This is a genomic window from Streptomyces sp. NPDC085524 (assembly GCF_044541755.1).
Classification (GTDB): domain Bacteria; phylum Actinomycetota; class Actinomycetes; order Streptomycetales; family Streptomycetaceae; genus Streptomyces.
Genome location: NZ_JBITTH010000017.1, coordinates 1 through 25,260, shown reverse-complemented (window position 1 = coordinate 25,260; position 25,260 = coordinate 1). Strand labels below are relative to the sequence as shown.

Here is a 25,260-nt window from a genome sequence, read left to right as displayed (position 1 = left end):
TCTAGCTGGTCGCGGGGGAGGCCCAGATGGCTCGCGTAGTTCTGCCGGAGGATTCCGCGGAGGAAATCTCCGAATTGATCGACGTACTGATCTCTCTGCTCTTCGAGTCCTTACCCCGGCGGGACCAGCGAAACTGGGCCCGCGTTTATCTGAACGGCCTCGTGCGGACCAGCGGGAAGAAAACAATCCGTAACATCGCCGGAACAGGGGCCAGTTCCGTCGAGCAGAGCCTCCAGCAGTTCATCAGCAAGTCCCCCTGGGACTGGACCCCGGTCCGCCGCTCCCTCGCCCAGCACCTCGAACGCACCGCCCAGCGCCCCCTCGCCTGGGTGCTCCAGCCCATGGTCATCGAGAAGGCCGGGGACCGCTCGGTCGGCGTCGGCCGGCAGTTCGTACCCCAGCTGGGCCGCACCGCCAACTGCCAGCAGGCGAGCGGGATCTGGCTCGCCTCCAGCGAGGCCAGCTTCCCCGTCGAATGGACCCTCACCCTCCCCGGGCCCTGGACGACCGAGCTCCTGCGCCGCCGCGCCGGCATCCCCGACACCGCCCGCTCGCTCACCCCCGCCCAGGACGCCGTGCACGCCGTCCAGCGGATGGCCTCCACCTGGCAACTCCAGCGCCGGCCCGTGGTGATGGAGGTCGCCAACTCCGACCTCCCGCAGAGCATCGAGTCCTTCGTCCTCCAGGACATCCCCTTCGTCTTCAAGGTCGACGGCTCACTGCCCGTCTCCTTCGGCGGCGCCGGCCGGCACAAACCCGGACCGCACACCGCGCCCGCCCGGGAGCTCATCGACTCCCTGCGCTCCCAGCGCCGCGTCGTCGAATGGACCCGGCACGGCCGCGCCGAGGGAGCCGTCACCCTCCTCACCTCCGCCTCCATCCTCGCCACCCCCTGCGAGGAGAGGCCCCTGCCCGCCCCGGCCACCCCGCTGCTGCTCGTCGGAGCCTGGAGCGAGGCCGCCCTGCTGCCCACCGAGTTCTGGATCACCAACATCGGCGACCGGCCCCTCGCCCAGCTCTTCCTCCTCGCCAAACTCACCGACCGCGTCTCCCTCGACTTCACGGAAACCTGCGAAGCCGTGGGCATCCGAGACTTCGAAGGCCGCTCCTTCCGGGGCTGGCACCACCACGCCACCCTCGCCAGCGTCGCCCACGCCGCGAAGCTCCTCGGCGCGCGGGGCCCCGGACCGGAGCCCCACCCCGCGGCCGCCCGGCCCGCCGCCACCCGGGCGCCCGCACCGCTCGCGGCCCGGCCCCCCGCCACCCGCCCGGGGCCCCCGGCCGCCCTGCCCGCACGCCCGTACAGCCCAGGCCAGACCGCCCGCCGCGAATACATCCGCTGATGCTCGACATCGCCGACGAGCTACGCGCGTGGTACGCCGCGCAGCGGGAATTCGCCCTCGCCACCGTCGTCTCCGTCACCGGGAGCGCCCCGCGCGGCCCCGGTGCCTCGCTCGCCGTCGACGACCGGGGCACCGCCCTCGGCTCCCTCTCCGGCGGCTGCGTCGAATCCGCCGTGCACGAGCTCTGCCTGGACGCCATCGCCTCCGGCGAAGGCGGCCTGCACCGCTTCGGCTACAGCGACGACGACGCCTTCGCCGTGGGCCTGACCTGCGGGGGAGTCCTCGACGTACTGATCACCCCCGTGCGCGGCGGCGACCCCGTGCGCCCCGTCATCCACCGCGTGCTCGACGCCACCGCGGGCGGCGGCAGAGCGGCCCTCGCCCGGGTCGTCTCCGGCCCTGCGGCCCAGCTCGGCGGGGCACTGGCCGTCCAGGCCGACGGCTCCTACGAGGGCGGGCTCGGCGCGGGCCCCGCACTGGACCGGGCCGCCGCCCTGCGGGTCCGGGGGCTGCTCGCGGCCGGCCGGACCGGCACCGCCGAGCTGGGCACGGCCGGCGGACTGTGCGGGGAGCCCCTGACCCTGCTCGTGGAGTCGGCCGCCGAGCCGCCCCGGCTCCTGGTCTACGGAGCCATCGACTTCGCCGCCGCCCTGGCCAGGATCGGAGCCTTCCTCGGCCACCGGGTCACCGTGTGCGACGCCCGGCCCGTCTTCGCGACCCCCGCCCGCTTCCCCGACGCCGACGAGGTGGTCGTCGACTGGCCGCACCGCCATCTGGCCGCGGAATGGGAGGCGGGCCGGCTGGACCCGCGTACCGCCGTCTGCGTCCTGACCCACGACGCCAAATTCGACGTACCGCTGCTGGAGCTGGCCCTGCGGCTGCCCCTCTCCTACGTGGGGGCCATGGGATCGCGCCGCACCCACACCGAGCGGGCCCGGCGGCTCCGGCAGGAGGGGGTGCCGGACTCCGCACTGGCCCGGCTGCGCTCGCCCATCGGGCTCGACCTGGGCGGCGCCACGCCCGAGGAGACGGCCCTGTCCATCGCCGCCGAGCTCACCGCCGTCCGGCACGGCGGAACCGTCCGCCCACTGGCCCGGGGCGCCGGTCCGGTGCACCGGAGGACCAAAGTCCCGTAGGAAAGAACCACCCGGCCCGGAATGTCCTGGACGATCGGCCCGGGCGGCATAAACGCCGGGCCATGGGAGAATGAAGTACGTGCGTTTCCTCGGCTGACAGGGTCGGGGCACCTCCGATCGACTGGGATGTTCAGCACGTGCGTTTCCTCAATGACTCGAAGCCGCCGTACGACCTGACGTACGACGATGTGTTCATGGTGCCGAGCCGCTCCGCGGTGGGTTCCCGCCAGGGCGTGGACCTCTCCTCGCCCGACGGCACCGGCACCACCATTCCGCTGGTCGTGGCGAACATGACCGCCATCGCGGGCCGCAGGATGGCCGAGACGGTCGCCCGCCGCGGCGGCATCGTCGTCATCCCGCAGGACATCCCGATCGAGGTCGTCACCGACGTCATCTCCTGGGTCAAGACCCGCCACCACGTGCTCGACACCCCGATCACGCTGGCGCCCACCCAGACCGTCGCCGACGCGCTGTCCCTGCTGCCCAAGCGCGCCCACGGCGCCGGCGTCGTCGTCGACGGAGAGGGCCGCCCGGTCGGCGTCGTCACCGACCACGACCTGACCGGCGTCGACCGCTTCACCCAGCTCTCCGAGGTCATGTCGAAGGAGCTGCTGCTCATCGACGCCGACATCGACCCCCGCGAGGCCTTCAACCAGCTCGACGCAGGCCACCGCAAGCTGGCCCCGGCCGTCGACAAGGACGGCAAGCTCGTCGGCATCCTCACCCGCAAGGGCGCCCTGCGCGCGACCCTGTACACCCCGGCGACCGACGCCAACGGCAAGCTGCGCATCGCGGCGGCCGTCGGCATCAACGGCGACTTCGTGCAGAAGGCCAAGCAGCTGCTCGACGCGGGCGTCGACACGCTCGTCATCGACACGGCCCACGGCCACCAGGAGTCGATGATCAACGCGATCAAGGCCGTCCGCGCGCTGGACCCGCAGGTCCCGATCGTCGCGGGCAACATCGTCGCCGCCGAGGGCGTGCGCGACCTGATCGAGGCCGGCGCGGACATCATCAAGGTCGGTGTGGGCCCCGGCGCCATGTGCACCACCCGCATGATGACCGGCGTGGGCCGCCCGCAGTTCTCCGCGGTGCTGGAGTGCGCGGCGGAGGCCAAGAAGTTCGGCAAGCACGTGTGGGCCGACGGCGGCGTCCGTCACCCCCGCGACGTGGCGATGGCGCTGGCCGCCGGCGCCTCGAACGTGATGATCGGCTCCTGGTTCGCCGGTACGTACGAGTCCCCGGGCGACCTCCAGCAGTCCGCCGAGGGCCGCCTGTACAAGGAGTCCTTCGGCATGGCCTCCGCGCGCGCGGTGCAGAACCGCACGTCGGAGGAGTCCGCGTACGACCGGGCCCGCAAGGGTCTGTTCGAGGAGGGCATCTCCACCTCGCGCATGTTCCTGGACCCGGCCCGCCCGGGCGTCGAGGACCTGATCGACTCGATCATCGCGGGCGTCCGCTCCTCCTGCACGTACGCGGGCGCCGGCTCGCTGGCGGAGTTCGAGGAGAAGGCCGTGGTCGGCATCCAGTCCGCCGCCGGTTACGCCGAGGGCAAGCCGCTGCACGCCAGCTGGAGCTAGTACCCCGCTTCCCGCGGCCCCGGCCCGCCCCTCCCGGGGCGGGCCGGGGCCGCGGTCGTGTACACGGTCGTGTCCGCGGAAGCCCGTGGGACGGCCTCAGGGCCGGGGCGGCTGCCGGTCCGCCGGCGAACTGTGCACGCCCGCACGGAACTTCGGGATCCGCAGGGTGACCTTCATGCCCGCGCCCGGCCCCGTCTCCATGACCGGCCCGTACGCGTCGCCGTACACCTGGCGGATCCGCTCGTCGACGTTGGGCAGCCCGATCCCCGAGGAGGAGCCGGCCCGCTCCCCGGCCAGGATCCGGCGCAGCAGGGCCGGATCCATCCCGATGCCGTTGTCCTCCACGGTGATCACCGCATCCGGGCCCGCGTCCTGCGCGGTGATGGTGATCCGGCACTCCTGCGTGGAGTCCTCCACCCCGTGCTTGACGGCGTTCTCCACCAGCGGCTGCAGGCACAGGAACGGCAGCGCCACCGGCAGCACCTCCGGGGCCACCTGCAAGGTCACCTTCAGCCGGTCCCCGAACCGGGCCCCGGCCAGCGCCAGGTACTGCTCGACGGAACGGAGCTCGTCGGCGAGGGTGGTGAAGTCGCCGTGCCGCCGGAAGGAGTAGCGCGTGAAGTCCGCGAACTCCAGCAGCAGGTCCCGGGCCCGCTCCGGATCCGTCCGGACGAACGACGCGATCGCGGCCAGGGAGTTGAAGATGAAGTGCGGGGATATCTGCGCGCGCAGCGCCTTGATCTCCGCCTCCATCAGCCGGGTCCGCGACCGGTCCAGCTCGGACAGCTCCAGCTGTACGGACACCCACCGCGCGACCTCCGTGGCCGCCCGCACCAGCACCGCCGACTCCCGGGACCCGTAGGCCACCAGCGCGCCCAGCATCCCGTCCTCACCGGTCAGCGGAGCCACCACCGCCCACTTCAGCGGGCAGTCGGGCCGCTGGCACTCCGTCCGCACGCTCTGGCTGCGCCCCGATTCCAGCATCACCGCCACCCGTTCCACCGCCCGCCGCTGGTGGTGGTCGGCGCCCGGGCCGTCCCAGGCCAGCACCGACTCCCGGTCGGTCAGGCACAGCGCCTCCGTGCCCAGCAGGGAGCGCAGCCGCTTGGCGGCCTTGCGGGCGGCGTCCTCCGTCAGCCCGGCCCGCAGCGGGGGAGCGGCCAGCGAAGCCGTGTGCAGGGTGTGGAACGTGGCCCGCTCCACCGGGGTGCCGAGGTCCAGCCCCGCCGCGCGCTCGCCGCGCAGGGCGTGCAGGCGGCCCGCCGCCCAGCCCGCGCCCAGCAGTGCTGCCGCCCCGGCCGCCCCGAGGACCGCGAGCGCCGCCGCGGTCACCGCGCACCCCCGGCCGGGCCGTGATCCCGGCCCAGGGCCCCGCCGCGGGCCCCGCCGCGCGTCCCGCCCCCGGAGCGGTCCGCGGCCCGGTCCGCGGCGCGGTCCACGGCCAGGTTCTCGGGCAGGTGCAGCCGGGCCAGCGTGGCCGCCGTCCCGGCCGGGATCCGCGAGCGGGTGGCCAGCGACACCGCCACCATCGTGAGGCACCCGAGCGGCACCGACCACACCGCCGGCCACGCCAGCAGCGCGTGCGTCCAGCCGGCCGGGCCCAGCCCCGCCCGCGTCGCCAGCACCGCGCTCAGCGCCGCCCCGCCCCCGGTGACCAGCCCCGCCACCGCACCCGGCGGGGTCAGCCCGCGCCACCAGATGCCGAGCACCAGCAGCGGGCAGAAGGAGGAGGCCGACACCGCGAAGGCCAGCCCCACGGCGTCCGCCACCGGCACGTCCCGGGCCGCCACGCTGCCGGCCAGCGGTACCAGGATCGCCACGAGCACCGCGATGCGGAAGCTGCGCACCCCGCGCGAGGGCAGCAGGTCCTGGTGCAGTACCCCCGCCACCGCCATGGTCAGCCCCGAAGCCGTCGACAGGAACGCCGCGAAGGCGCCCCCGGCCAGCAGCGCCCCCAGCAGATCCCCGAGGGCCCCGCCCAGCATCCGCTCCGGGAGCACCAGCACGACCGCGTCCGCGTCACCGGTCAGCGCGAGCTCGGGGGCGTAGATCCGGCCCAGCGCCCCGTACAGCGGCGGCAGCAGGTAGAAGGCCCCGACCAGCCCGAGCACCACCAGCGTCGTGCGGCGCGCGGCCCGCCCGTTGGGGCTCGTGTAGAAGCGCACCGCGACGTGCGGCAGGCCCATCGTGCCGAGGAAGGTCGCCAGGATCAGCCCGTACGTCGCGTACAGCCGGTACCCCCCGTGGTCCCCGGACAGCGGCTGCGACCAGCTGGACACCCCCATCCCGGCCTCCGCCCGGGTGTCGGGCACGGGAGTGTCCGGGGCGAACTCCAGCCGCGCGTGGGCCCGTACGGAATGCGGACCCGCGGCGAGGGTCACCTGCTCGGCGTCGTACGCACGCCCGTCCACCTGGCCGGTCACCGACACGGTGAGCGGCGCCTCCAGGGACAGCCGGACGTCCTCGGCGAGGGTGACGACGGTGTGCTCGCGGAACACGGCCGGGGCGTCGAAGGAGACGCGCGGCGCGCCGTCCCCCGCCCAGGCGGCGACCAGGAAGAAGGCCGGAACGAGCAGGGCCGTCAGCTTGAGCCAGTACTGGAAGGCCTGCACGAAGGTGATGCTGCGCATCCCGCCGGCCGCCACGGCCGCGGTCACGACGACGGCGACGACCACCCCGCCGGCCCAGTGCGGGGCACCGGTCAGGATCTCCAGGGTCAGCCCGGCGCCCTGCAGTTGCGGCAGCAGGTACAGCCAGCCGACCCCGACCACCAGGAGCACCGCGGTCCGGCGCACCGCCTGCGACTCCAGCCGGTCCTCGGCGAAGTCGGGCAGCGTGTACGCCCCCGAGCGGCGCAGCGGGGCCGCGACGAACGCGAGCAGCACCACGTAGCCGGCCGTGTAGCCGACCGGGTACCAGAGCATCTCGGGCCCCTGCAGCAGCACCAGCCCGGCCACCCCGAGGAAGGAGGCCGCGGACAGGTACTCCCCGCTGATGGCCGCCGCGTTCAGCCGGGGGCCGACGGTGCGGGAGGCCACGTAGAAGTCGGAGGTGGTCCGCGATATCCGCAGGCCGAGCGCACCGAGCAGGACCGTGACCAGGACGACGACGGTGACCGCGGTCAGCGCGTACGTCTGGTTCACGGGCGGTTCTTCCTTCGGCCGGACGGGGGTGACCCGGAGTCTATGCACCCCCGACGGCCTGCAACAGGCATCATCCGGCCCGCTGCCGGTGCCTGCGGGGGAGCCGCTGCGCGGGGCCTTTTCCCCGCCCCGCCCCTTCGGGACGGCCCCGCGGAGCGTCAGACGGCCGGGTCGTGGTGGTCGGCGCAGTCCCGCAGGGCGATCTCCAGTTCCACGTACGACTCCTCCGCCCGCCGGAACGCCAGCGTCAGCGCCGCCTCCGCACGCGGCGGCACCTGCTCGCGCACGCCCTCGCTGGCCTCGTAGAGGACATCGGCCCAGTGGGCGGCCGCACTGCGCAGCCCGGCCAGCAGGGCCTCGGCCTCGGCGGGCCCGGCGGGCCGGGTGCGGGACAGTCCGGTCAGCGCGTCGAGCAGCGCCTGTACTTCGGACATCTCGCGCCTCCCGCGTCCCGCGCCGGAATATGCACGATACGCAGCACGCGTGCCACAGGCGGGCCGTTCACTCCGGCGGATCGCCGTACGCCGTTCATCGTGCGACGAACGGCGCCCGGACGCCGCCGGACGGTCGGACGGCGTGGCAAGGCCCGCCGTCAGCCTGCGGCCTGACGCATCAGCAGGTCGCGGAGCTGGCGCGCATGCCGACGGCTGACCTGGAGTTCGGCCGAGCCGACCCGGACGCTCGTGGCGCCCGCGTCCAGGCGCAGTTCGTCGATGCGGGCCAGCGCCACCAGGTGGCGGCGGTGGATGCGGACGAACCCGCGCGCCGCCCAGCGTTCCTCCAGCGTGGACAGCGGGATCCGGACCAGGTGGCTGCCCTCGTCCGTGTGCAGGCGGGCGTAGTCGCCCTGGGCCTCGACGTGGAGGATGTCGGCGATGGCCACGAAGCGGGTGACCCCGCCCAGCTCCACGGCGATCTGGTCCGCGCCGCGCTCGGACACGGCCGGTTCGGGCGGAGCCGAAGGCTGCCGCAGCGGCACCGCCGGCGCCGGCTGCTGCGCCCGGCCCAGCTGCGCGCAGGCCCGGCGGACGGCCTCGGCGAGCCGCTCCGGGCGCACGGGCTTGAGTACGTAGTCCACGGCCTTGAGGTCGAAGGCCTGTACGGCGAACCCCTCGTGCGCCGTGACGAACACGATCAGCGGCGGCCGAGCGAACCCGGCCAGCAGCCGCGCGATGTCCAGCCCCGTCAGCCCGGCCATGTGGATGTCGAGGAAGACCACGTCGATGCCGTCGGCCCCGTCCGGGCCGGCCTCCAGCGCCCGCGTGATCCGGCGCAGGGCCTCGGTGGCGTCCGAGGCGCCCTCCGCGCTGTGCACCCGGGGATCGGAACGCAGCAGGTAGAGGAGCTCCTCCAGGAGCGGCTTCTCGTCGTCGACGGCCAGTACGCGCAGCATGCGGCCGAGTGTAGATACCGGCCCGCCGGGGCGGAACGGTGCGCGGCCCCCGCCCCTGGGGGGAGGCGGGGGCGGAGGGCCGCGCGGTTCGGGGGAGCGGGCAGGGTCCTACTGGACGGTGATGAGCTTGCCGTCGGGGGAGACGGCGTACCAGGTGCCGCCGACGCCCTGGCCGTTGACGTCGCCGGGCTTCTTGTCACCGGTGAAGGTGTAGACGGGCCAGCAGTCGACGGTCTGCTGCTTCTTGCCGTCCGGCCGGTCCAGCACCAGGTAGTTCCGCTCGGTGATGCCCTTGGCCAACGCCTTGTCGACCGGCGGGACCACCGGCCACTTCGCCACGCAGTCACCGGTGCACTTGGACTCCATCGGCCACGCGGTGTCCGGCTTGAACCGGTAGACCGTCATGCCCTTGCCGTCGACGATGTGGTCGCCCAGCTTCGGGTCCTTCGCCACCGACAGCCCCCCGCTCGCCCCGGCCGGTTCGCCCGCGCCCGCCCCGGCGGGAGCACCCGCGCCCGGCGCCGCCTTCGCGGCCTTCTTGCCGTCCGGCCCGAAGGCGAACCACACCCCGCCGACGCCCTGGCCGTTCACGTCGCCCGCCTTCGCGTCCTTGGCGAACCGGTACGCGGGCCAGCCGGCCACCGTCAGCTGCTTCGTGCCGTCGCTGCGCACCACCTCGCCCAGCAGCGCCGGGTCCATGCCCGCGGCGGCGGTGACGTCGCCGGCCGCGACCACCGGCCAGGCCTTCGCGCAGTCCCCGTCGCAGTTCGACTTCGGCGGCTTGGCCGTGTCCTTGTCGAAGCGGTAGAGGGTCAGGCCGGCACCGTCGGTCAGTACCGGGCCGAGCTGCGCGTTCTCGCCGGTGGCCAGCTGCCCGCCCGGCTTGGCGGCCGATGCGCCGTCCGCCGCGGGGGCCTGGTAGTCGGCGGCGCCGGCCGGCTTGACGTAGTCCGCGGCCTTGTCGTCGGTGGGGCCGCAGGCCGTCGCCGCGAGGGCGACGGCGATCACGGCCGTGGCCAGGGTGGTTCCGCGCTTGATGCCCATCTCGATCTCTCCCACATCGTGTCCGTCGTGTCCGCCGCCCGCGATCCTCCGCAGCGGCGGCAACTGTGCACAGGACACGCCCCGGAGGCGGCGAACCGTTCACCGCGGCCGGTGTGGGCTGTTTCACCTACCCCACGGCGAACCCGGCCCGCCGCAGAGCCGTGACCACAGCGAGGCCGAGAACCCGGTGTCCGGCGTCGTTGGGATGCAGACCGTCCTCCAGGTGCTCCGGACCGAGCACGCCCCGCCCCGGCAGCACGGCCAGCCGCTCGTCCCCGGCGGCGATCCGGTCCCGCGCGGCGCGCTCCATCGCGTCGCGCAGCGCGCCCAGCGTGGCGCCCAGCCGGTTCGGGGTGCGTTCGGCGTCGGGCCGCAGGACGGGGGAGACCAGCAGGAGCGGGGTCCGCGGGTGGCCCTGGCGGACCAGTTCGAGGAACGCGCGCGTGGTCTCGTACAGCATCGGCGCCGAGAACGGCACCCGGGACCAGCAGTTGGTGCCGAAGGCGAGGGTCAGGACGTCGGCGGGCAGCCCCGCGAGCTGCTCGGCCGTGGCGAGTTCACCGCGTGCGGCGCCCGCGTAGCCGAGGTTGACGGTGTCCCAGCCCAGCGCCCGGCCGGTGACCGCGGGCCAGCCGTGCGCGGGCCGGGTCGACCACCAGCCCTCGGTGATGGAGTCGCCGTGCACCACCCAGCGCGGGGCGGGCGGCGCCGGGGCGAGATCGCCGCCCAGCCCGCGCAGGCCGAGTATCAGGGGCGACTGGGCCTCGGGCGGGTAGATGGTGAAGGGGCCGTTCCCGCCGCCCAGTTCGATCCGTACGACGGACTCCGCGGCGGGTTCGGTGAACACCTCGGTCACCACCCCGTGCCGGTCCCAGAGGGAGAACAGGTGCGAGAGGTCGCGCAGCGAGTCGGTGGGGCCGGGCACCGTCGCCCGGTAGCGGATCTCGACCGCGTGCGCGGTCGCCGTCGTGAACTCCAGCCGGACCCCGATGGGCAGGGTGGCCCGCTCCCCGGTGTCCCAGGGCAGCCGCATCGTGTCCGCAGGATCGGCGCGCACCGGGCGCCCCTTGTCCAGCCAGGCGACCCCGCGCAGGAACGGCTGCGGGTCCTGCCACGGCGCACCGGTGCTGTCGGCGCTGGGGGAGCTCACTGTTCGCCTCCGGTCGTCGGATACGGGAACTTCACACCGACCTCGCCGTCCACGTGCGAGGACAGGGGCGAGGCCAGGAAGTACAGGGCGGCCGCGATGTCCGAGGTCTCGGCCACCCGGCCCAGCGGGGCGTTCTCCGCGTTGCGCCGCCGCCCCTCGGCGCCCAGCAGGGCGGCGACCCGCGGGGTCCACACCACGCCCGGCGCCACCGCGTTCACCCGTACCCCGCGCGGGCCCGGTTCCACCGCCGCGGAGCACACCAATGCCATCAGGCCGGCCTTGGCGGCCCAGTCGATGCCGGCCATCCCGCCGACCGGGGGCCCCGGACGGACCTCCCGGTGGGCGCGCTGCTCGGCGGCCCGCCGGACGTGCGGGTGGGACCTGCTCCAGGGCTCGGGTACGTCGATCTCGTAGAGCACGTCCTGATCCATGGCGGCACGCTGCGGCAGATCTGACGAAGTGTCAAGAAAGGGGGTTCGGGTGTTCTGCGCAGTGATCGATCGTCCGCGCGCAACAAAGGACCATTCCGGACGGATCCGCGCAACGATCGTTCGCCAATGTGCAAGGAAGGTGCATTACGGGCGGTATCGCTCAGCTCGTAGGCTCACCCCCTGTACGTGGAGTGGCGTGACCGCCTGCTCGGCGGTCCGCATGCCCAGGCAGAGTTCTGCCTGATCCTCGCTCCGGACCGCTGCGGTCGACGCCGACAGTCCCCATCCGCAGTGAGAAGGAGTTCCCGAGTGCTCGACACCGGCCAGGCGTCCCCCGCCACGACCGAGCCCCGCAGGCCCGTGAACCCGCTGATGCGGCGCAAGCCGGTCGAGCGGCTCGTCTCCGAGGGCGGGCAGGGCGAGGGCGGCACCCTGCGCCGCTCGCTCACCATGTGGCAGCTGACCATGATCAGCATCGGTGCCACCCTGGGCACCGGCATCTTCGTCGTCCTCGGCACCGCCGCCCCCAAGGCCGGCCCCGCCGTGACGATCTCCTTCATCCTCGCGGGCCTGACCGCCCTGTTCTCGGCCCTCTCCTACGCCGAGCTGGCCGGCTCCGTCCCGGTCTCCGGCTCCTCGTACTCCTACGCGTACGCCACCATGGGCGAGCTCATCGCCTGGATCTGCGGCTGGTGCCTGGTCCTGGAGTACGCCGTCTCCGTCGCGGCGGTCGCCGTCGGCTGGGGCCAGTACCTCAACGAGTTCCTCGACGGGACCATCGGCGTCACCATCCCCGAATCGGTCTCCGCACCGCTCGGCGAGGGCGGGTTCATCAACCTGCCGGCGCTGGTCGTCGTCCTGCTCTCCATGGTCTTCCTGATGCGCGGCGCCAAGGAGAGCGCCACGGTCAACTCGATCATGGTCGGCGTCAAGATCGTCACCCTGCTGCTCTTCATCGGCATCGGCGTCATGGGCATCAAGGCCGGCAACTACACCCCGCTGGCCCCGCTGGGCATGACCGGCATCGCCGCCGGCGCCTCCACCCTCTTCTTCTCCTACATCGGCTTCGACGCCGCCTCCACCGCAGGTGAGGAAGCCAAGAACCCGAAGAAGGACCTGCCGCGCGCGATCATGCTGTCGCTGGCCATCGTCACCGTCCTCTACGTGCTCGTCGCCTTCGTCGCCGTCGGCGCCATGCCGTGGCAGGACTTCGAGGGCACCGAGGCCGCGCTCGCCCAGATCATGACCGACGTCACCGGCAACAGCGTCTGGGGCGTCGTCCTCGCCGCCGGTGCCATCGTCGCGATCTTCTCGGTCGTCTTCGCCGTCCTCTACGGCCAGACCCGCATCCTCTTCGCGATGTCCCGCGACGGCCTCGTCCCCAAGGTCTTCGCCAAGGTCGACGAGAAGACCGGCGCCCCCCGCGCCAACGTGGTGATCGTCTCCCTCTTCTGCGGCGTCCTCGCGGCCTTCATCCCGCTGGGCAAGCTCGCCGACGCCACCAGCATCGGCACCCTCTTCGCCTTCGGCCTGGTCAACGTCGCCGTGATCATCCTGCGCCGCACCAAGCCCGACATGCCGCGCACCTTCAAGGTGGCGCTCTTCCCCGTCACCCCGATCCTGGGTGCCATCGCCTGCGGCTACATGATGTTCGAGCTCGACAGCGCCACCTGGATGGTCTTCGGTGGCTGGATGGCCGTCGGCCTCGTGGTCTACTTCCTGTACGGCATCCGCCGGTCCCGCCTCGCCACCGAAGCAGACGTGGCCACAGCAGAGAAGTGATCCACCCGCAGTGCGACTGAACGATCTCGACGAACGCATCGTGCACGCCCTCGCCGAGGACGCCCGCCGCTCCTACGCGGACATCGGCTCCGAGGTCGGACTCTCCGCCCCCGCCGTGAAGCGGCGCGTGGACCGGCTGCGCGCGGAAGGAGCCATCACCGGCTTCACCGTCCGCGTCGACCCCGCCGCCATGGGATGGGAGACCGAGGGCTTCATCGAGATCTACTGCCGCCACAACACCTCGCCGGACGACATCCGGCGAGGCCTGGAGCGGTACCCCGAGGTGGTGTCCGCGTCGACCGTCACCGGCGACGCGGACGCCCTCGTCCAGATCTTCGCCTCCGACATGAGGCACTTCGAGCGCGTACTGGAGCGCATCGCGGGCGAGCCCTTCGTGGAGCGCACCAAGTCGGTCCTGGTCCTCTCCCCGCTCCTGCGCCGCTTCACCTCGGGCGCCCCGGCGTAACCCTCCGCGGCCACGCCGGGCGGTCGGAATGCCGACGCGATCCCCCCGTGCCACGCTGGGACGGGGGATCATGCGCCGGTCCGGCAAGGTCGACCGGCCGGACGGGCCCGTCGCCCGAGGAGGCCTGCATGGCCAGTGACACCACCCGCCCCAATGCGGCCGGGACCCAATCGTGGCGAGCGCCGGTCTCCGGCACCACCGCCTTCGCCGCAGCACTGATGATCTTCGGTGGCGCGATGGCGGCCTTCGAGGGCATCGCGGCCATCGCCAAGGACGACATCTTCCTCAGGACCCGCCACTACGTCTTCGAGTTCAGCCTCACGGGCTGGGGCTGGGTCCACCTCATCGTGGGCATCGTCCTCGTCATCGCCGGCTGCGCCGTCCTCAGCGGAACCCTGTGGGCGCGGTACTTCGGCGTGGTCGTCGCAGGGCTGGGCGCCCTCGCCAACTTCCTGTCGATCCCGTACTACCCCTTCTGGGCGATGACGCTGGTCGCCGTCAACATCTTCATCATCTGGGCGCTGCTCCACGGCGCGCACCGCGAGATCGACATGACCTGACCGGCCAGGCCGCTCCGAGCCGGCCTGACCTGCCTGCTCCGGCCACAGCACTAGATCCGCCGACCCGCCCGGGCCCGGGTGTTCCGGGCCCGGGCGTGCCGTTCCTCCTCCGTCAGGCCGCCCCAGACCCCGTACGGCTCCCGCGTGCGCAGGGCATGATCGAGGCAGGCGGCCCGGACAGGGCACCCGGAGCAGACCCGCTTGGCGGCGGCGTCCCGCTCCTCCCGCTCCTGCCCCCGCTCGCCGGCGGGATGGTAGAAGCGGTCGGGCCCCAGCTCCCGGCAGGCGGCGTGCAGCTGCCACTGCCAGTGGTGGAGCGCGGTGCCGGGCAGGCGCGAGACGTCGGTCATGGCTGTTCCTTTCCGTGGGTGTGCCACGCGTCTGACCGCGCAGCGCCCCGCGAAACCCCGCCGTGGCCGGCGGATCCGGGATCAGGCCTCCCCGGCCGGGGTGCGCAGCCCCACGAAGTCAGGCCGCCGCCGCAGCGTGAATCCCATCGACTCGTACAGCCGCACCGCCCCGGTGTTCTCCGCCGCCGCATGCAGGAACGGGACCTCTCCGCGCTCGCGCACCGCCGCGGCGACCGCCCGGATCAGCCGGGCCGCCAGGCCGCGGCCCCGGAACTCCGGGTGCGTGCACACTGCACTGATCTCCGACCAGCCCGTCGGCCGCATCCGCTCCCCGGCCATCGCGACCAGCCGCCCCTCGTCCCGGATCCCCAGGTACGTGCCCAGCTCGACGGTCCGGTCCATGAAGGGGCCCGGCCGGGTCAGCTCCACCAGCTCCAGCATCTCCGGTACGTCGCCGGGCCCCAGCAGGACCGCCCCGGGCGCGGCCTCGGCCCGTACCGCCCGGCCGTCCAGCTGCACGCCGGGAATGGTCATCACGGTCTTCCACCCCGGTGGCGGGGTCAGCAGCCCGGTCACCCAGACCCCCTCGTCCGGCCCGGCCAGCGCCGCCAGATCCGCCCACGCACGGGGGTCCGCCGGGTCGGCGAGGGCCGCGAACGGGCTCGCGTCCTGTGCGTAGCGGGCGGCCAGACCCGCGGGCCCGTGCTCGGCGAAGCCGCGGTGCGGCCCGGTCAGCGCGGCCCAGACCGGATTGTCTAGCACCTCTTCCGCGGGCACGGTGCCGCTCTCGGGGGACATCGGCGCGGGGCTCCTTCCTCGGGGGCGGGAAACCGGCCGCGACCGCCTTCTTGACGGCCCCGGACGCCGCCACGAGACTGCGGGACACGGCCGCATGAAGCAGGGCCGCCGCGGGAAGCCTAACCACGGCGAGCCGGGCCGCCGAAGAGGCGACGAGTGCAGAGGCGACGCGTACGGGACGGGGGCGGGACCGGTGGACACGGCCACGACGGCGTACGCGCAGGCCCGCACGCCCCGCCGCTGGTGGCTGACCCGGCGCCTCCACATCGACCTCCTGCGGGTCTGCAGCGCCTTCGGCCGCTGACCCCGCAGGGGCGGCCCCCGACGGGGCACCCCCTGGAGACGACCGGGCGCGCACCGCGCGACCCGGCAGCCCGCCGTGCCCTTCTTCCGCCCCGGGAGCGCCATGTCCTCCATCGCCGTGCCCGCAGTGACCGTCCTGCCCTCCGTCACCTCCCTGCCGCCCGCCGCCGCGGTGCCGGCCGAGCCCGCCATCGGTGCCGCACCGGCGGAGCCCGCCGTCGTCGGCGTCCCGACCCCGCCCACCGGATCGCCCCGCACCGAGCTGCGCGGCCGCATCGGTGCCGGGTTCTCGCCCGTCCCGCACCGCTACCGCCTCTACCTCGCCCCCGACTGTCCCCGCTCCCTGCGGGTGGCCGCCGCCCTGGCCGCGCTCGGCCTGGAGGGCTCGGTCGCCGCCACCGTCCTCCCGGCGGACACCGGCCGCTGCGACGCAGGCGCACACGCCGCCCTGCACCGGGCCTACGAGGCCGCAGGCCACCACTTCGACGGCATACTGACCGTGCCCGCCCTCGTCGACACCTGGAGCGGCCGCGTGGTCTCCAACCACACCGCCGGAATCCTCGACGACCTGCGATTCCTGGGGGCCCACCCGGCCTTCCGCACGGTCTCCTAGGAGAGGCACGGCGGGGCCGCGCGGAGGCCGCACCGGGGCCGCGCGGAGGCCGCACCGGGGCCGCGCAACGAATCGCCGCCCTTCCGGCGGAACGCGCAACGAATCGATGCTCCGAGCGCAACGGTCACGGCTTGTCCGGGTCGAACGTCCGAACGTACCGTTTTACGACCCCCACCCCTCCTGCCACAGAGGTTATCCATGGCCCCGCTGCGCACCGCCCTCCTCCAGAGCTCCGGACGGCTCGGCGACACCGCCGAGAACCTGAAGGCGCTCGACGAGGCCGCGGCGCGCGCCGCACAGAGCGGGGCCGGGCTCCTCGTGACCTCGGAGATGTTCCTCACCGGCTACGCCCTGGACCCCCAGGAGATCGCCGACCGCGCCGAACCGGCCGACGGCGAGTCCGCCCACGCCATCGGCGGAATCGCCCGCCGCCACGGGATCGCCGTCCTGTACGGCTACCCCGAGCGCTCGGGCGACGCCGTCCACAACTCGGCGCAGCTCATCGGCCCCGACGGTGCCCCGCTTGCGAACTACCGCAAGACCCACCTCTTCGGCTGCTTCGAGCAGGAGGCCTTCACCCCCGGCGACACCCCCGTCGTCCAGGCCGACCTCGGCGGCCTCCGCATCGGCATCATGATCTGCTACGACGTGGAGTTCCCCGAGAACGTCCGGGCGCACGCGCTCGCCGGCACCGACCTCCTCCTGGTGCCGACCGCGCAGATGCACCCGTTCCAGTTCGTCGCCGAACAGCTGGTGCCCGTACGGGCCTTCGAGAACCAGATGTACATCGCGTACGTCAACCGCACCGGCCCGGAAGGCGAGTTCGAGTTCGTCGGACTCAGCTGCCTGGCGAGCCCCGACGGGGTCACCCGGACCCGGGCCGGCCGCGGCGAGGAGCTGGTGTTCGGCGAGGCCGACCCCGAGCTGCTCAGCGCCTCGCGCACGACCAACCCCTACCTGCGCGACCGCCGTCCGGGGCTCTACGCCTCCCTCGTCTGAGACCCGCCCGCACCGCCCTCCCCCCTGCCCCACCCCCGCAAGGAGTCGTACCCCATGACGTCCACGGTGCCCACCACCGCCGTCCCGCACGGCGACGGACAGCCGCCGATCACCATGTTCGGCCCGGACTTCCCCTACGCGTACGACGACTTCCTGGCCCACCCGGCGGGGCTCGGCCAGATACCGGCGACCGAGCTCGGCACCGAGGTCGCCGTCATCGGCGGCGGGCTGTCCGGCATCATCTCGGCCTACGAGCTCATGAAGATGGGCCTCAAGCCCGTCGTCTACGAGGCCGACCAGATCGGCGGCCGACTGCGCACCGTCGGCTTCGAGGGCGCCGAGACCGAGGGCCTCACCGCGGAGATGGGCGCCATGCGCTTCCCGCCCTCCTCCACCGCCCTCCAGCACTACATCGACCTCGTCGGCCTGGTCACCGAGCCCTTCCCGAACCCGCTCGCCGAGGCCACCCCCTCGACGGTCGTGGACCTCAAGGGCGAGACGCACTACGCCGAGACCATCGCCGACCTCCCGCAGATCTACCGCGACGTCGCCGACGCGTGGAACGCCTGCCTCGACGAGGGCGCCGACTTCTCCGACATGAACACCGCGATGCGCGAGCGGGACGTCCCGCGCATCCGCGAGATCTGGGCCAAGCTCGTCGAGAAGCTCGACGACGAGACCTTCTACGGGTTCCTGTGCAAGTCGGAGGCCTTCAAGTCCTTCCGCAAGCGCGAGATCTTCGGCCAGGTCGGCTTCGGCACGGGCGGCTGGGACACCGACTTCCCGAACTCCATCCTCGAGATCCTGCGCGTCGTCTACACCGAGGCCGACGACCACCACCGCGGCATCGTGGGCGGCTCGCAGCAGCTCCCGCTGCGCCTGTGGGAGCGCGAGCCCGAGAAGATCGTCCACTGGGCCCAGGGCACCTCCCTGTCCACCCTGCACGACGGGACCCCGCGTCCGGCCGTCACCCGCCTGCACCGCACGGCCGGCAACCGCATCACGGTCACCGACGCCTCGGGCGACATCCGCACGTACCGCGCCGCGATCTTCACCGCGCAGTCCTGGATGCTCCTGTCCAAGATCGCGTGCGACGACACGCTGTTCCCGATCGACCACTGGACGGCGATCGAGCGCACCCACTACATGGAGAGCTCGAAGCTCTTCGTCCCCGTCGACCGCCCCTTCTGGCTGGACAAGGACGAGGAGACCGGCCGCGACGTCATGTCGATGACGCTCACGGACCGCATGACCCGCGGCACCTACCTGCTGGACAACGGCCCGGACAAGCCCGCCGTCATCTGCCTCTCGTACACGTGGTGCGACGACAGCCTGAAGTGGCTGCCGCTCTCCGCGAACGAGCGGATGGAGGTCATGCTGAAGTCCCTCGGCGAGATCTACCCGAAGGTCGACATCCGCCGCCACATCATCGGCAACCCGGTCACCGTCTCCTGGGAGGACGAGCCCTACTTCATGGGCGCGTTCAAGGCCAACCTGCCGGGCCACTACCGCTACCAGCGGCGCCTGTTCACCCACTTCATGCAGGACCGCCTCCCCGAGGACAAGCGCGGCATCTTCCTCGCGGGCGACGACATCTCCTGGACGGCCGGCTGGGCCGAGGGCGCCGTCCAGACCGCCCTCAACGCGGTCTGGGGCGTCATGCACCACCTCGGCGGCTCCACGGACGCCGCCAACCCGGGCCCGGGCGACGTCTACGACGAGATCGCCCCGGTCGAACTCCCGGAGGACTGACCTCCCGGAGGACTGAGATCCCGGCCCCCCATGATCACGGGCCGCCCCCGCGCACGAGCGCTGCGGCGGCCCGTTCTCATGCCGTCCCGTTCACACCGTCCGGCTCCACACGAGCTTCCAACGGGCCTTCTGCGCGTCCTGCACGGCCCGGGCGTGGCCTTGCTCGCGCCGCCCCAGGCTCACCCCGCAGCCCGCGCACAGCCGATGGAGCCAGTACCCGTCGCGCAGTGGCGTCGTGCCCCGGTCCGTCTCGCACAGCGGGCAGACCGCGAGGTCACCGGCCCGCGGGGCGGACATCAGGCGGGGCATCACGGCGGGCAGCGGTGCGGCCGGGTGGAACTCCGGATCGGGGCACCACAGCCGGACCGTGGGCGGGGGTGGATCGGGAACACGGACACCGGCACGCTTCTGGGCACGGCGGCGCGACTCCCACCCGGTCTGCTCGGTCAGCCACAGCGCCCGGGCGGCGTGCAGTTCTTCCACCGCCCACACCAACGCTCCAGGATCCCGCTCCAGGTCGCGGGGGATCCCCGCGCTGCGGCACAGGTGGTGATAGGTCGCCCGGAACCCGTACGGGGCGAACTCCGTCAGGCAGGTGCGCAGCGCCGACAGCCGCCGGTACGGCGGGAGCGCGGTGTCGTGCACCCGTCGGCGGTGCGTGGCGAAGCTGGTCACGGCGTCAGGCTAGGGGGCGAAGGCCCAGGCCGCACGGGGTTTCGGCCCCGTCGGCGTCAGCAGGCACCGGCCCACCAGGCCGACGCCCGAGTCGAGGGACTCGGTGAACTCCTCGGCCAGTTCGGGGGAGCAGCGCAGCGTCCACAGCAGGCGGGCCGCCGCCCAGGCGCCCGCGCGGGCGCGCTCCAGGCTCCACGAGCCGAGCAAGTGGGTCAGCGGGTCGGCGATCTCCAGCAGGTCCGGACCCGGCATCAGGTCCTCGCGGATGCGCTCCTCCAGGGCGACCAGGGTGTCGCCGACCCGGTCGAAGTCCGTCTCCAGGGCCCGGGGTTCGCAGTCCAGGGCCCGGCAGGTGGCCACCACCGCCAGCGCCAGGTCGTGCCCGATGTGCGCGTTGATCCCGGCCAGTGCGTGCTGGAGCGGACGCACCCCCGGGTGGCGGCGGTACTGGAGCAGCGGCCGCCAGCAGGCCGGCGGCCGGTCCGCCTCCACCGCCGCGAGGTAGCGCTCGGCGAAGCGCGCGCTCAGCACGGCTGCCCTGCGGGGCGCGGGGAAACCGCCGTGGGAGATCCGCTCGTACAGGGTCTCCGTCACGGTCAGGTACACCCGGTTGAAGACGGCGACACCGTCCTGCGCGGGGAGCCGCTCGTCCAGGGCGCGCATCCGCGCCAGCACCGCTTCCATGTCAGGCAGCGTCGCAGCCGCCGCCCCGGATCCGGGGAACTTGGCCGTGCGCTTCCCCGGTTCGGGCGAAGCGGCGTCAACCCCGCTTGTCGCCCGGGGGCGTGTCCCCGCCGGTCGCGTCCTCGTCGTACGTCGAGGTGCCCTCGTCGAGCAGGGGCTCCTCGACCTTCATGTGCGCGGGGGCGAAGAACCGCAGCGTGTGGTAGCCGGTGATCACCACGATGGTGCCCAGCGCGATGCCGCCGAGCTCGAAGCTGTCGGTGATCTGCAGCTTGACCCCGCCGATGCCGATGATGATGCCCGCCGCGGCGGGCACCAGGTTCAGCGGATTGCGCAGGTCCACCCGGCCGTTGATCCAGATCTGCGCGCCGAGCAGGCCGATCATGCCGTACAGGATGACGGTGATGCCGCCGAGGACACCGCCCGGGATCGCGGCGACGACCGCCCCGAACTTGGGGCACAGCCCGAAGAGCAGCGCGAAGACGGCCGCCGCCCAGTACGCCGCCGTGGAGTAGACCCGGGTGGCAGCCATGACGCCGATGTTCTCGGAGTACGTGGTGTTCGGCGGACCGCCGACCCCCGTGGACAGCATCGACGCCGCGCCGTCGGCCGCGATCGCGGTGCCGAGCTTGTCGTCGAGCCGGTCCCCGGTCATCTCGGCCACGGCCTTGATGTGCCCGGCGTTCTCGGCGATCAGCGCGATCACCACGGGCAGCGCGATCAGGATCGCCGACCACTCGAAGGCCGGCGCGTGGAAGGACGGCAGGCCGATCCAGTCGGCCTTGGAGACCCCGGAGAGGTCCAGACGCCAGTGGTCCACGGCCTCGGCCCCGCCCGTCGTGGAGTGGATCATGCCGAAGATCCGGTCGAGGACCCAGGAGAGCCCGTAGCCGAAGAGCAGCCCCAGGAAGATCGCGATGCGCGACCAGAAGCCGCGCAGGCACACCACCGCCAGCCCGGTGAACAGCATCGTCAGCAGCGCCGTCCACTGGTCCTGCGGCCAGTACGTCGAGGCCGTCACGGGCGCCAGGTTGAAGCCGATCAGCATCACGACCGCGCCCGTCACCACCGGCGGCATCGTGGCGTGGATGATGTGGGCGCCGAACCGGTGGACGGCCAGACCGGCCAGGAACAGGGCCGCGCCGACCACGAAGACGGCACCCGTGACCACCGCGCTGTCCCCGCCGCCCGCCCGGATCGCGGCCGCCACGCCCACGAAGGAGAGCGAGCAGCCCAGGTAGGAGGGGACCCGGCCGCGGGTCGCGAGGAGGAAGACCATCGTCGCGATGCCGGACATCATGATGGCCAGGTTCGGGTCCAGGCCCATCAGGACCGGGGCGACGAAGCTCGCACCGAACATCGCCACGACGTGCTGGGCGCCCAGCCCCGCGGTCCGCGGCCACGACAGCCGCTCGTCCGGCCGTACCACCGCGCCGGGTGCGGGCGTCCGCCCGTCACCGTGCAGGGTCCAGCGCACGCCGAGGCCCATGTTCCACTCCACTTCTCCGGCCGGCCGGAGGTCGCGCCCGGCGCCGGTCACACGTCGAGGCCGCAGCGCGAGGGATGCCGCTGCGGCCGGTCGATCGACATGTTACGGCTGTATACGGGCTGGTTCGTCCCGATTGAGCCCGGAGGCCTGCTCGGCGGGTGTGGCCCCAGGGTGCCCCACGGGCGTCCTCCGGCGCAGTACCGCGGCCCCCGCCGTCAGCGCGAAGGCCAGCAGGGTGACCAGCCCGAAGGACCACACCAGCGACGTCGCGTCGGCCACCGCGCCGATCGCCGACGGCGCGATCAGGCCGGAGGTGTACGTGATCGTCGCGACGCCCGCCAGGGCCTGCGCGGGGGCGGGCCCGCTGCGCGCCGCGGCCGCGAACGTCAGCGGGACCACCACCGAGATGCCGAGCCCGATCAGCCCGAAGCCGGCCAGCGCGGCGGCGGGGTGCTGGACGAAGACCACGAGCAGCCCACCGGCGGTGGCCACGAGGCCGCCGGTCCGGACGGTGCGCACCGGCCCGAACCGGTCGACCACCCGGTCCCCGACCAGCCGGGCGACGGCCATGGTGAGCGCGAAGGCCGTGGTGGAGGCTGCCGCGAGCCCGGCGTCCGTGTCGAGGACGTCCCGCAGGTACACGGCCGACCAGTCCAGGCTCGCCCCCTCCGCGAACACCGCGCAGAAGCCGATGGCGCCGATGAGCAGCGCCGACTTGGGGGGCAGCGCGAAGTGCGGAGGCGCATCGCCGTCCGGCCCGGCCTTCAGGTCGAGGACGCCCCGTACGGCGATCAGCCCGCCCGCCGTGAGGGCGAGCGCAGCGATCAGATGGTGCAGCCGCGCATCGGCGCCGGTGTGCGCGGCGACCGTACCGGCGGCCGATCCCAGCAGGGCGCCCACGCTCCACATGCCGTGCAGCGAGGACATGATCGAGCGGCCCAGCCGGTTCTCGGTCTCCACGCCCAGTGCGTTCATGGCCACGTCCGACATCCCGGCGGCGGCCCCGTAGAGGAAGAGCGCGAAGCACAGCGTCGCCAGATTCGGGGCGAGACTCGGGAGGACGAGCGCGAGGGTCCACATCGCCAGCAGCCCGCGCAGCGCGGAACGGGCGCCGAACCGGTGGTTGATCCGCCCGGCCAGCGGCATCGCGAGCGCCGCGCCCACGGCGGGGAAGGCCAGGGCGAGCCCCAGGGTCCCGGCGCTCAGCTGGGCGTGCTCCTGGATCCACGGGATGCGGGTGGCGAAGGAGCCGGTGACGGCGCCGTGGGCGCAGAAGACGGCGGCGATCGCGAAGCGGGCATGGCGCAGACGCGCCGGGCTGAGGTCTGGTTCCCCGGTCATGGACGATAAACTATCAGGGACCCTGCCTGATAGATAACTCCTCCGACTGCCTAGGATGGGCGCCGTGACTTCTGCCCTGACCCCGGTGCCCGCCTCGCCCAGCACGGCGCGAGCCATCAACGACCGCCTCGCGCTGCAACTGCTCCAGGACTCCGGACCGCTGACGGCCACCCAGCTCAAGGCCAGGACGGGACTCTCCCGCCCCTCGGTCGCCGACCTCGTCGAGCGCCTCACCGGAGCAGGACTCATCGAGGTCGTCGGGGAGTCCGGCGAACAGCGCCGCGGCCCCAACGCGAAGCTGTACGGGATCGTCGCCCGCCGCGCCCACCTGGCCGCCCTCGACGTGCGGACCGACAGCGTCACCGCCGTGGTCACCGACCTGCTCGGCACCCCGATCGCCCGCGCGGCCCTGCCCGTCGGAGCCCCCGAGGATGCGGTCGGGGCCCTGCTGCGCACCGCCCGCGAAGCCGGTGCCGAAGAACTGCACACGGTCGTCATCGGAGCCCCCGGCCTGGTGGCCCCGGCGACGGGCGAGCTCCGCGACACCTCGGGCCTGCCGGCCTGGCACCGGGAGCTGGTCGCGGCCCTGCAGCGGAGCCTGCCCGCCGTGGTCGTGGTCGAGAACGAGACGAACCTGGCCGCCCTCGCCGAGCAGCGCCTGGGCGCGGCACGCGATCTGGACTCCTTCGTCCTGCTGTGGCTCGGTGCGGGCGTGGGCGCGGCGGTGGTCCTGGACGGCCGGCTGCGCCGGGGCGCCTCGGGCGGGGCCGGCGAGATCGGCTTCCTCCCGGTCCCGGGCACCGGCGGACTGCCGTCGGCCACCGGCTGTGCGGGCGGCTTCCACGCCCTGGTGGGCCGGGACGCGGTCGAGGCGCTGGCGCGCCTGCACGGCTTCGAGGGCCCGGTCGAGGACGCGGCGGCCGGCGCCGCGGGGGAGGACTTCCTCGACGCCTACGCCGAACGCCTCGCACTGGGCGCGGCTGCCGCCGCGGCGCTGCTGGACCCGGGCTGCGTGGTCCTGGCCGGCGAACTCGGCCGCGCAGGCGGCCCGGCCCTGGCGGCCCGGGTGGCCCGCCGCCTGGCGTCCCTGACCCCGATCCCGACGGAGGTCCGCGCCACGACCCTGGGCGACCCGGCAGTCCTGGCGGGCGCCCAACTGGCCGCACGGGAGGCGGCGCAGGAGGTGCTGTTCGGGGGGTGAGGTACGGGCTCACGCGCGCGGGACTTCTCCCCCCGCGGGCCCCGCTCCGGGGCGGCGTTGGCCCACTCGCCCGCTGGGTGCGGGTGGGGGTGGGGCCGGCGGCCTGGAGGGAGGGGGCTTCGCCTTTTCGGGCGCTGCTCTGGGGCGGTTGCCATGAACCCCTTTCCCTGATGGGCGGGTCGGGGCAATGGCGGGACATCGGCTGGGCGGAATCAGAGAGGTCTTGGGGATTTCCCGTCAGTCCCATAGTCCTTCCGTGTCGGGACGGCCTGTCAAGGGCGCTCCTTCGTCGCGTCGCTTCGCGATCGCCTACGGCGACCCTTGACAGGCCGTCCCGCCCCGGAAAGACAAGGACTGCCGGGAAACCCCCAAAAGAACGGGCCGGGGGAGACGACGACAAACGGCCATGTCAGCGATGTCCAGCCCTGCTCCGGCCCCCACCCTCCCCTCGGGCCCTCACAGGCCGCCATCCGCACCGGGCAGTCGGCCACCCACCCCCACACCTCGACCACAAGCACCTCAGCCCCCGACAGGCGCATCAAATCGCTACGCGCTCCTCATTTCTCGGCGTCTGCGGCCCGTCTGGGGCTGGTCTCGCCCCAGATCGCTACGCGCTCCTCGATGACGGCGTCCGACGGCCGTCCGGGGCTGGTCATAGGCCGCCCAAGGGCCCGGTTTCCTCCTCCATGACCGCGTCCGACGGCCGTCGAGAGGAGAAAAGCGACCAGACAGCGGCTATGCCGAGGTGTACTCACGTCAGAGCCGGTCGGCGACCAAAACGCCTGACATTATGCCCTAATTGGGATGTTATGGGTCTGGGTTGGTGGGGACGGTCTCGTCCTGACACGACTACACCTCGGCCAGGGCGAGCATTCGCCCCTTTGGGCCCCTGATCGGCGCCATTTCGCGGTCTCTCAGCCCCAGACGGGGGCCAGCCGCCGTCGTCGAGGAGCGCGTAGCGATCGATGGCGGCTTATGACCAGCCCCAGACGGGCCGCAGACGCCTTTGGCGAGAAGCGCGTAGCGA

Annotated in this window: 23 protein-coding genes; 10 read left to right on the top strand and 13 right to left on the bottom strand. The window is 73.2% G+C overall.

The annotated features are described in order from the left end of the window. Window positions 1-26 precede the first annotated feature (26 nt). From ACIGFK_RS25080 to ACIGFK_RS25070, 3 genes are all read left to right on the top strand, one after another. A complete protein-coding gene (locus ACIGFK_RS25080) occupies window positions 27-1,343 on the top strand; it encodes an IS701 family transposase (RefSeq protein ID WP_400053669.1) in 1,317 nt (438 codons plus the stop codon). Then, window positions 1,343-2,479 (top strand): XdhC family protein, encoded by a 1,137-nt coding sequence (locus ACIGFK_RS25075; protein ID WP_386471714.1) that lies wholly within the window; start codon window positions 1,343-1,345, stop codon window positions 2,477-2,479. The genes ACIGFK_RS25080 and ACIGFK_RS25075 overlap by 1 nt, the downstream gene beginning before the upstream one ends. A 137-nt stretch (window positions 2,480-2,616) precedes the next feature. Beyond that, a complete protein-coding gene (locus ACIGFK_RS25070) occupies window positions 2,617-4,059 on the top strand; it encodes a GuaB1 family IMP dehydrogenase-related protein (RefSeq protein WP_376657710.1) in 1,443 nt (480 codons plus the stop codon). 96 nt (window positions 4,060-4,155) lie between these two features. Here the strand turns inward: ACIGFK_RS25070 and ACIGFK_RS25065 are convergent, their stop codons facing one another. The 7 genes from ACIGFK_RS25065 to ACIGFK_RS25035 form a co-directional block, all read right to left on the bottom strand. Next, entirely contained in the window at window positions 4,156-5,391 is a 1,236-nt protein-coding gene (locus ACIGFK_RS25065) for a sensor histidine kinase (protein WP_376659840.1), read from the bottom strand. After that, the gene (locus ACIGFK_RS25060) at window positions 5,388-7,202 is read right to left on the bottom strand and encodes a cation acetate symporter (RefSeq protein ID WP_400053666.1); all 1,815 of its coding nucleotides are present in this window, start codon (window positions 7,200-7,202) and stop codon (window positions 5,388-5,390) included. Before ACIGFK_RS25060 ends, ACIGFK_RS25065 begins: the two co-directional genes overlap by 4 nt. Before the next feature lie 158 nt (window positions 7,203-7,360). After that, window positions 7,361-7,636 (bottom strand): hypothetical protein, encoded by a 276-nt coding sequence (locus tag ACIGFK_RS25055; RefSeq protein ID WP_376659842.1) that lies wholly within the window; start codon window positions 7,634-7,636, stop codon window positions 7,361-7,363. Between the two features lie 158 nt (window positions 7,637-7,794). Then, the gene (locus ACIGFK_RS25050) at window positions 7,795-8,595 is read right to left on the bottom strand and encodes a LytR/AlgR family response regulator transcription factor (RefSeq protein WP_386473261.1); all 801 of its coding nucleotides are present in this window, start codon (window positions 8,593-8,595) and stop codon (window positions 7,795-7,797) included. Window positions 8,596-8,703: 108 nt separating this feature from the next. Further along, window positions 8,704-9,639 carry an SCO0930 family lipoprotein gene (locus ACIGFK_RS25045; protein ID WP_386473268.1) on the bottom strand — a complete coding sequence of 312 codons (936 nt, stop codon included), beginning with the start codon at window positions 9,637-9,639 and terminating at the stop codon, window positions 8,704-8,706. 127 nt (window positions 9,640-9,766) lie between these two features. After that, window positions 9,767-10,789, bottom strand: coding sequence for a GDSL-type esterase/lipase family protein (locus tag ACIGFK_RS25040; protein WP_400053664.1), 1,023 nt, complete (start codon window positions 10,787-10,789; stop codon window positions 9,767-9,769). Then, window positions 10,786-11,220 carry an SDR family NAD(P)-dependent oxidoreductase gene (locus tag ACIGFK_RS25035; RefSeq protein WP_400053662.1) on the bottom strand — a complete coding sequence of 145 codons (435 nt, stop codon included), beginning with the start codon at window positions 11,218-11,220 and terminating at the stop codon, window positions 10,786-10,788. The genes ACIGFK_RS25040 and ACIGFK_RS25035 overlap by 4 nt, the downstream gene beginning before the upstream one ends. 309 nt (window positions 11,221-11,529) lie before the next feature. Between ACIGFK_RS25035 and ACIGFK_RS25030 the strand changes: the two genes are divergently transcribed. The 3 genes from ACIGFK_RS25030 (at window position 11,530) to ACIGFK_RS25020 (ending at window position 14,028) form a co-directional block, all read left to right on the top strand. Further along, window positions 11,530-13,002 (top strand): amino acid permease, encoded by a 1,473-nt coding sequence (locus ACIGFK_RS25030; RefSeq protein ID WP_376659846.1) that lies wholly within the window; start codon window positions 11,530-11,532, stop codon window positions 13,000-13,002. A gap of 10 nt (window positions 13,003-13,012) precedes the next feature. After that, entirely contained in the window at window positions 13,013-13,468 is a 456-nt protein-coding gene (locus ACIGFK_RS25025) for an Lrp/AsnC family transcriptional regulator (RefSeq protein ID WP_030027017.1), read from the top strand. Between the two features lie 128 nt (window positions 13,469-13,596). Continuing rightward, window positions 13,597-14,028 carry a hypothetical protein gene (locus tag ACIGFK_RS25020; protein ID WP_400053660.1) on the top strand — a complete coding sequence of 144 codons (432 nt, stop codon included), beginning with the start codon at window positions 13,597-13,599 and terminating at the stop codon, window positions 14,026-14,028. 50 nt (window positions 14,029-14,078) lie between these two features. Here the strand turns inward: ACIGFK_RS25020 and ACIGFK_RS25015 are convergent, their stop codons facing one another. Together ACIGFK_RS25015 and ACIGFK_RS25010 are read right to left on the bottom strand one after the other, a co-directional pair. Beyond that, window positions 14,079-14,378, bottom strand: a complete 300-nt coding sequence (locus ACIGFK_RS25015; protein WP_376659848.1) for a WhiB family transcriptional regulator — start codon at window positions 14,376-14,378, stop codon at window positions 14,079-14,081. A gap of 81 nt (window positions 14,379-14,459) precedes the next feature. Further along, window positions 14,460-15,176, bottom strand: a complete 717-nt coding sequence (locus tag ACIGFK_RS25010) for a GNAT family N-acetyltransferase (RefSeq protein WP_376659849.1) — start codon at window positions 15,174-15,176, stop codon at window positions 14,460-14,462. 406 nt (window positions 15,177-15,582) lie between these two features. Here ACIGFK_RS25010 and ACIGFK_RS25005 point away from each other — a divergent pair, with 406 nt between their 5' ends. From ACIGFK_RS25005 to ACIGFK_RS24995, 3 genes are all read left to right on the top strand, one after another. Next, window positions 15,583-16,092: a hypothetical protein gene (locus ACIGFK_RS25005; RefSeq protein WP_400053658.1), complete on the top strand. Its 510-nt coding sequence runs from the start codon at window positions 15,583-15,585 to the stop codon at window positions 16,090-16,092. 198 nt (window positions 16,093-16,290) lie between these two features. Then, a complete protein-coding gene (locus ACIGFK_RS25000; RefSeq protein ID WP_400053656.1) occupies window positions 16,291-17,091 on the top strand; it encodes a carbon-nitrogen hydrolase family protein in 801 nt (266 codons plus the stop codon). Between the two features lie 54 nt (window positions 17,092-17,145). After that, a complete protein-coding gene (locus tag ACIGFK_RS24995) occupies window positions 17,146-18,843 on the top strand; it encodes a flavin monoamine oxidase family protein (protein ID WP_376659852.1) in 1,698 nt (565 codons plus the stop codon). A 90-nt stretch (window positions 18,844-18,933) separates the two neighbouring features. Here ACIGFK_RS24995 and ACIGFK_RS24990 read toward each other — a convergent pair whose 3' ends face one another. The 4 genes from ACIGFK_RS24990 to ACIGFK_RS24975 form a co-directional block, all read right to left on the bottom strand. Then, window positions 18,934-19,518 carry a hypothetical protein gene (locus tag ACIGFK_RS24990; RefSeq protein WP_400053654.1) on the bottom strand — a complete coding sequence of 195 codons (585 nt, stop codon included), beginning with the start codon at window positions 19,516-19,518 and terminating at the stop codon, window positions 18,934-18,936. Between the two features lie 9 nt (window positions 19,519-19,527). Beyond that, complete coding sequence (locus ACIGFK_RS24985; protein WP_400053652.1) at window positions 19,528-20,202, bottom strand: DUF5995 family protein; 675 nt, start codon at window positions 20,200-20,202, stop codon at window positions 19,528-19,530. Between the two features lie 76 nt (window positions 20,203-20,278). Next, window positions 20,279-21,691 (bottom strand): uracil-xanthine permease family protein, encoded by a 1,413-nt coding sequence (locus tag ACIGFK_RS24980; RefSeq protein ID WP_400053650.1) that lies wholly within the window; start codon window positions 21,689-21,691, stop codon window positions 20,279-20,281. Between the two features lie 102 nt (window positions 21,692-21,793). Continuing rightward, a complete protein-coding gene (locus ACIGFK_RS24975; RefSeq protein WP_376659856.1) occupies window positions 21,794-23,032 on the bottom strand; it encodes an MFS transporter in 1,239 nt (412 codons plus the stop codon). A gap of 85 nt (window positions 23,033-23,117) precedes the next feature. Between ACIGFK_RS24975 and ACIGFK_RS24970 the strand changes: the two genes are divergently transcribed. After that, window positions 23,118-24,233 (top strand): ROK family transcriptional regulator, encoded by a 1,116-nt coding sequence (locus ACIGFK_RS24970; protein ID WP_400053743.1) that lies wholly within the window; start codon window positions 23,118-23,120, stop codon window positions 24,231-24,233. The last annotated feature ends 1,027 nt before the right edge of the window (window positions 24,234-25,260 follow it).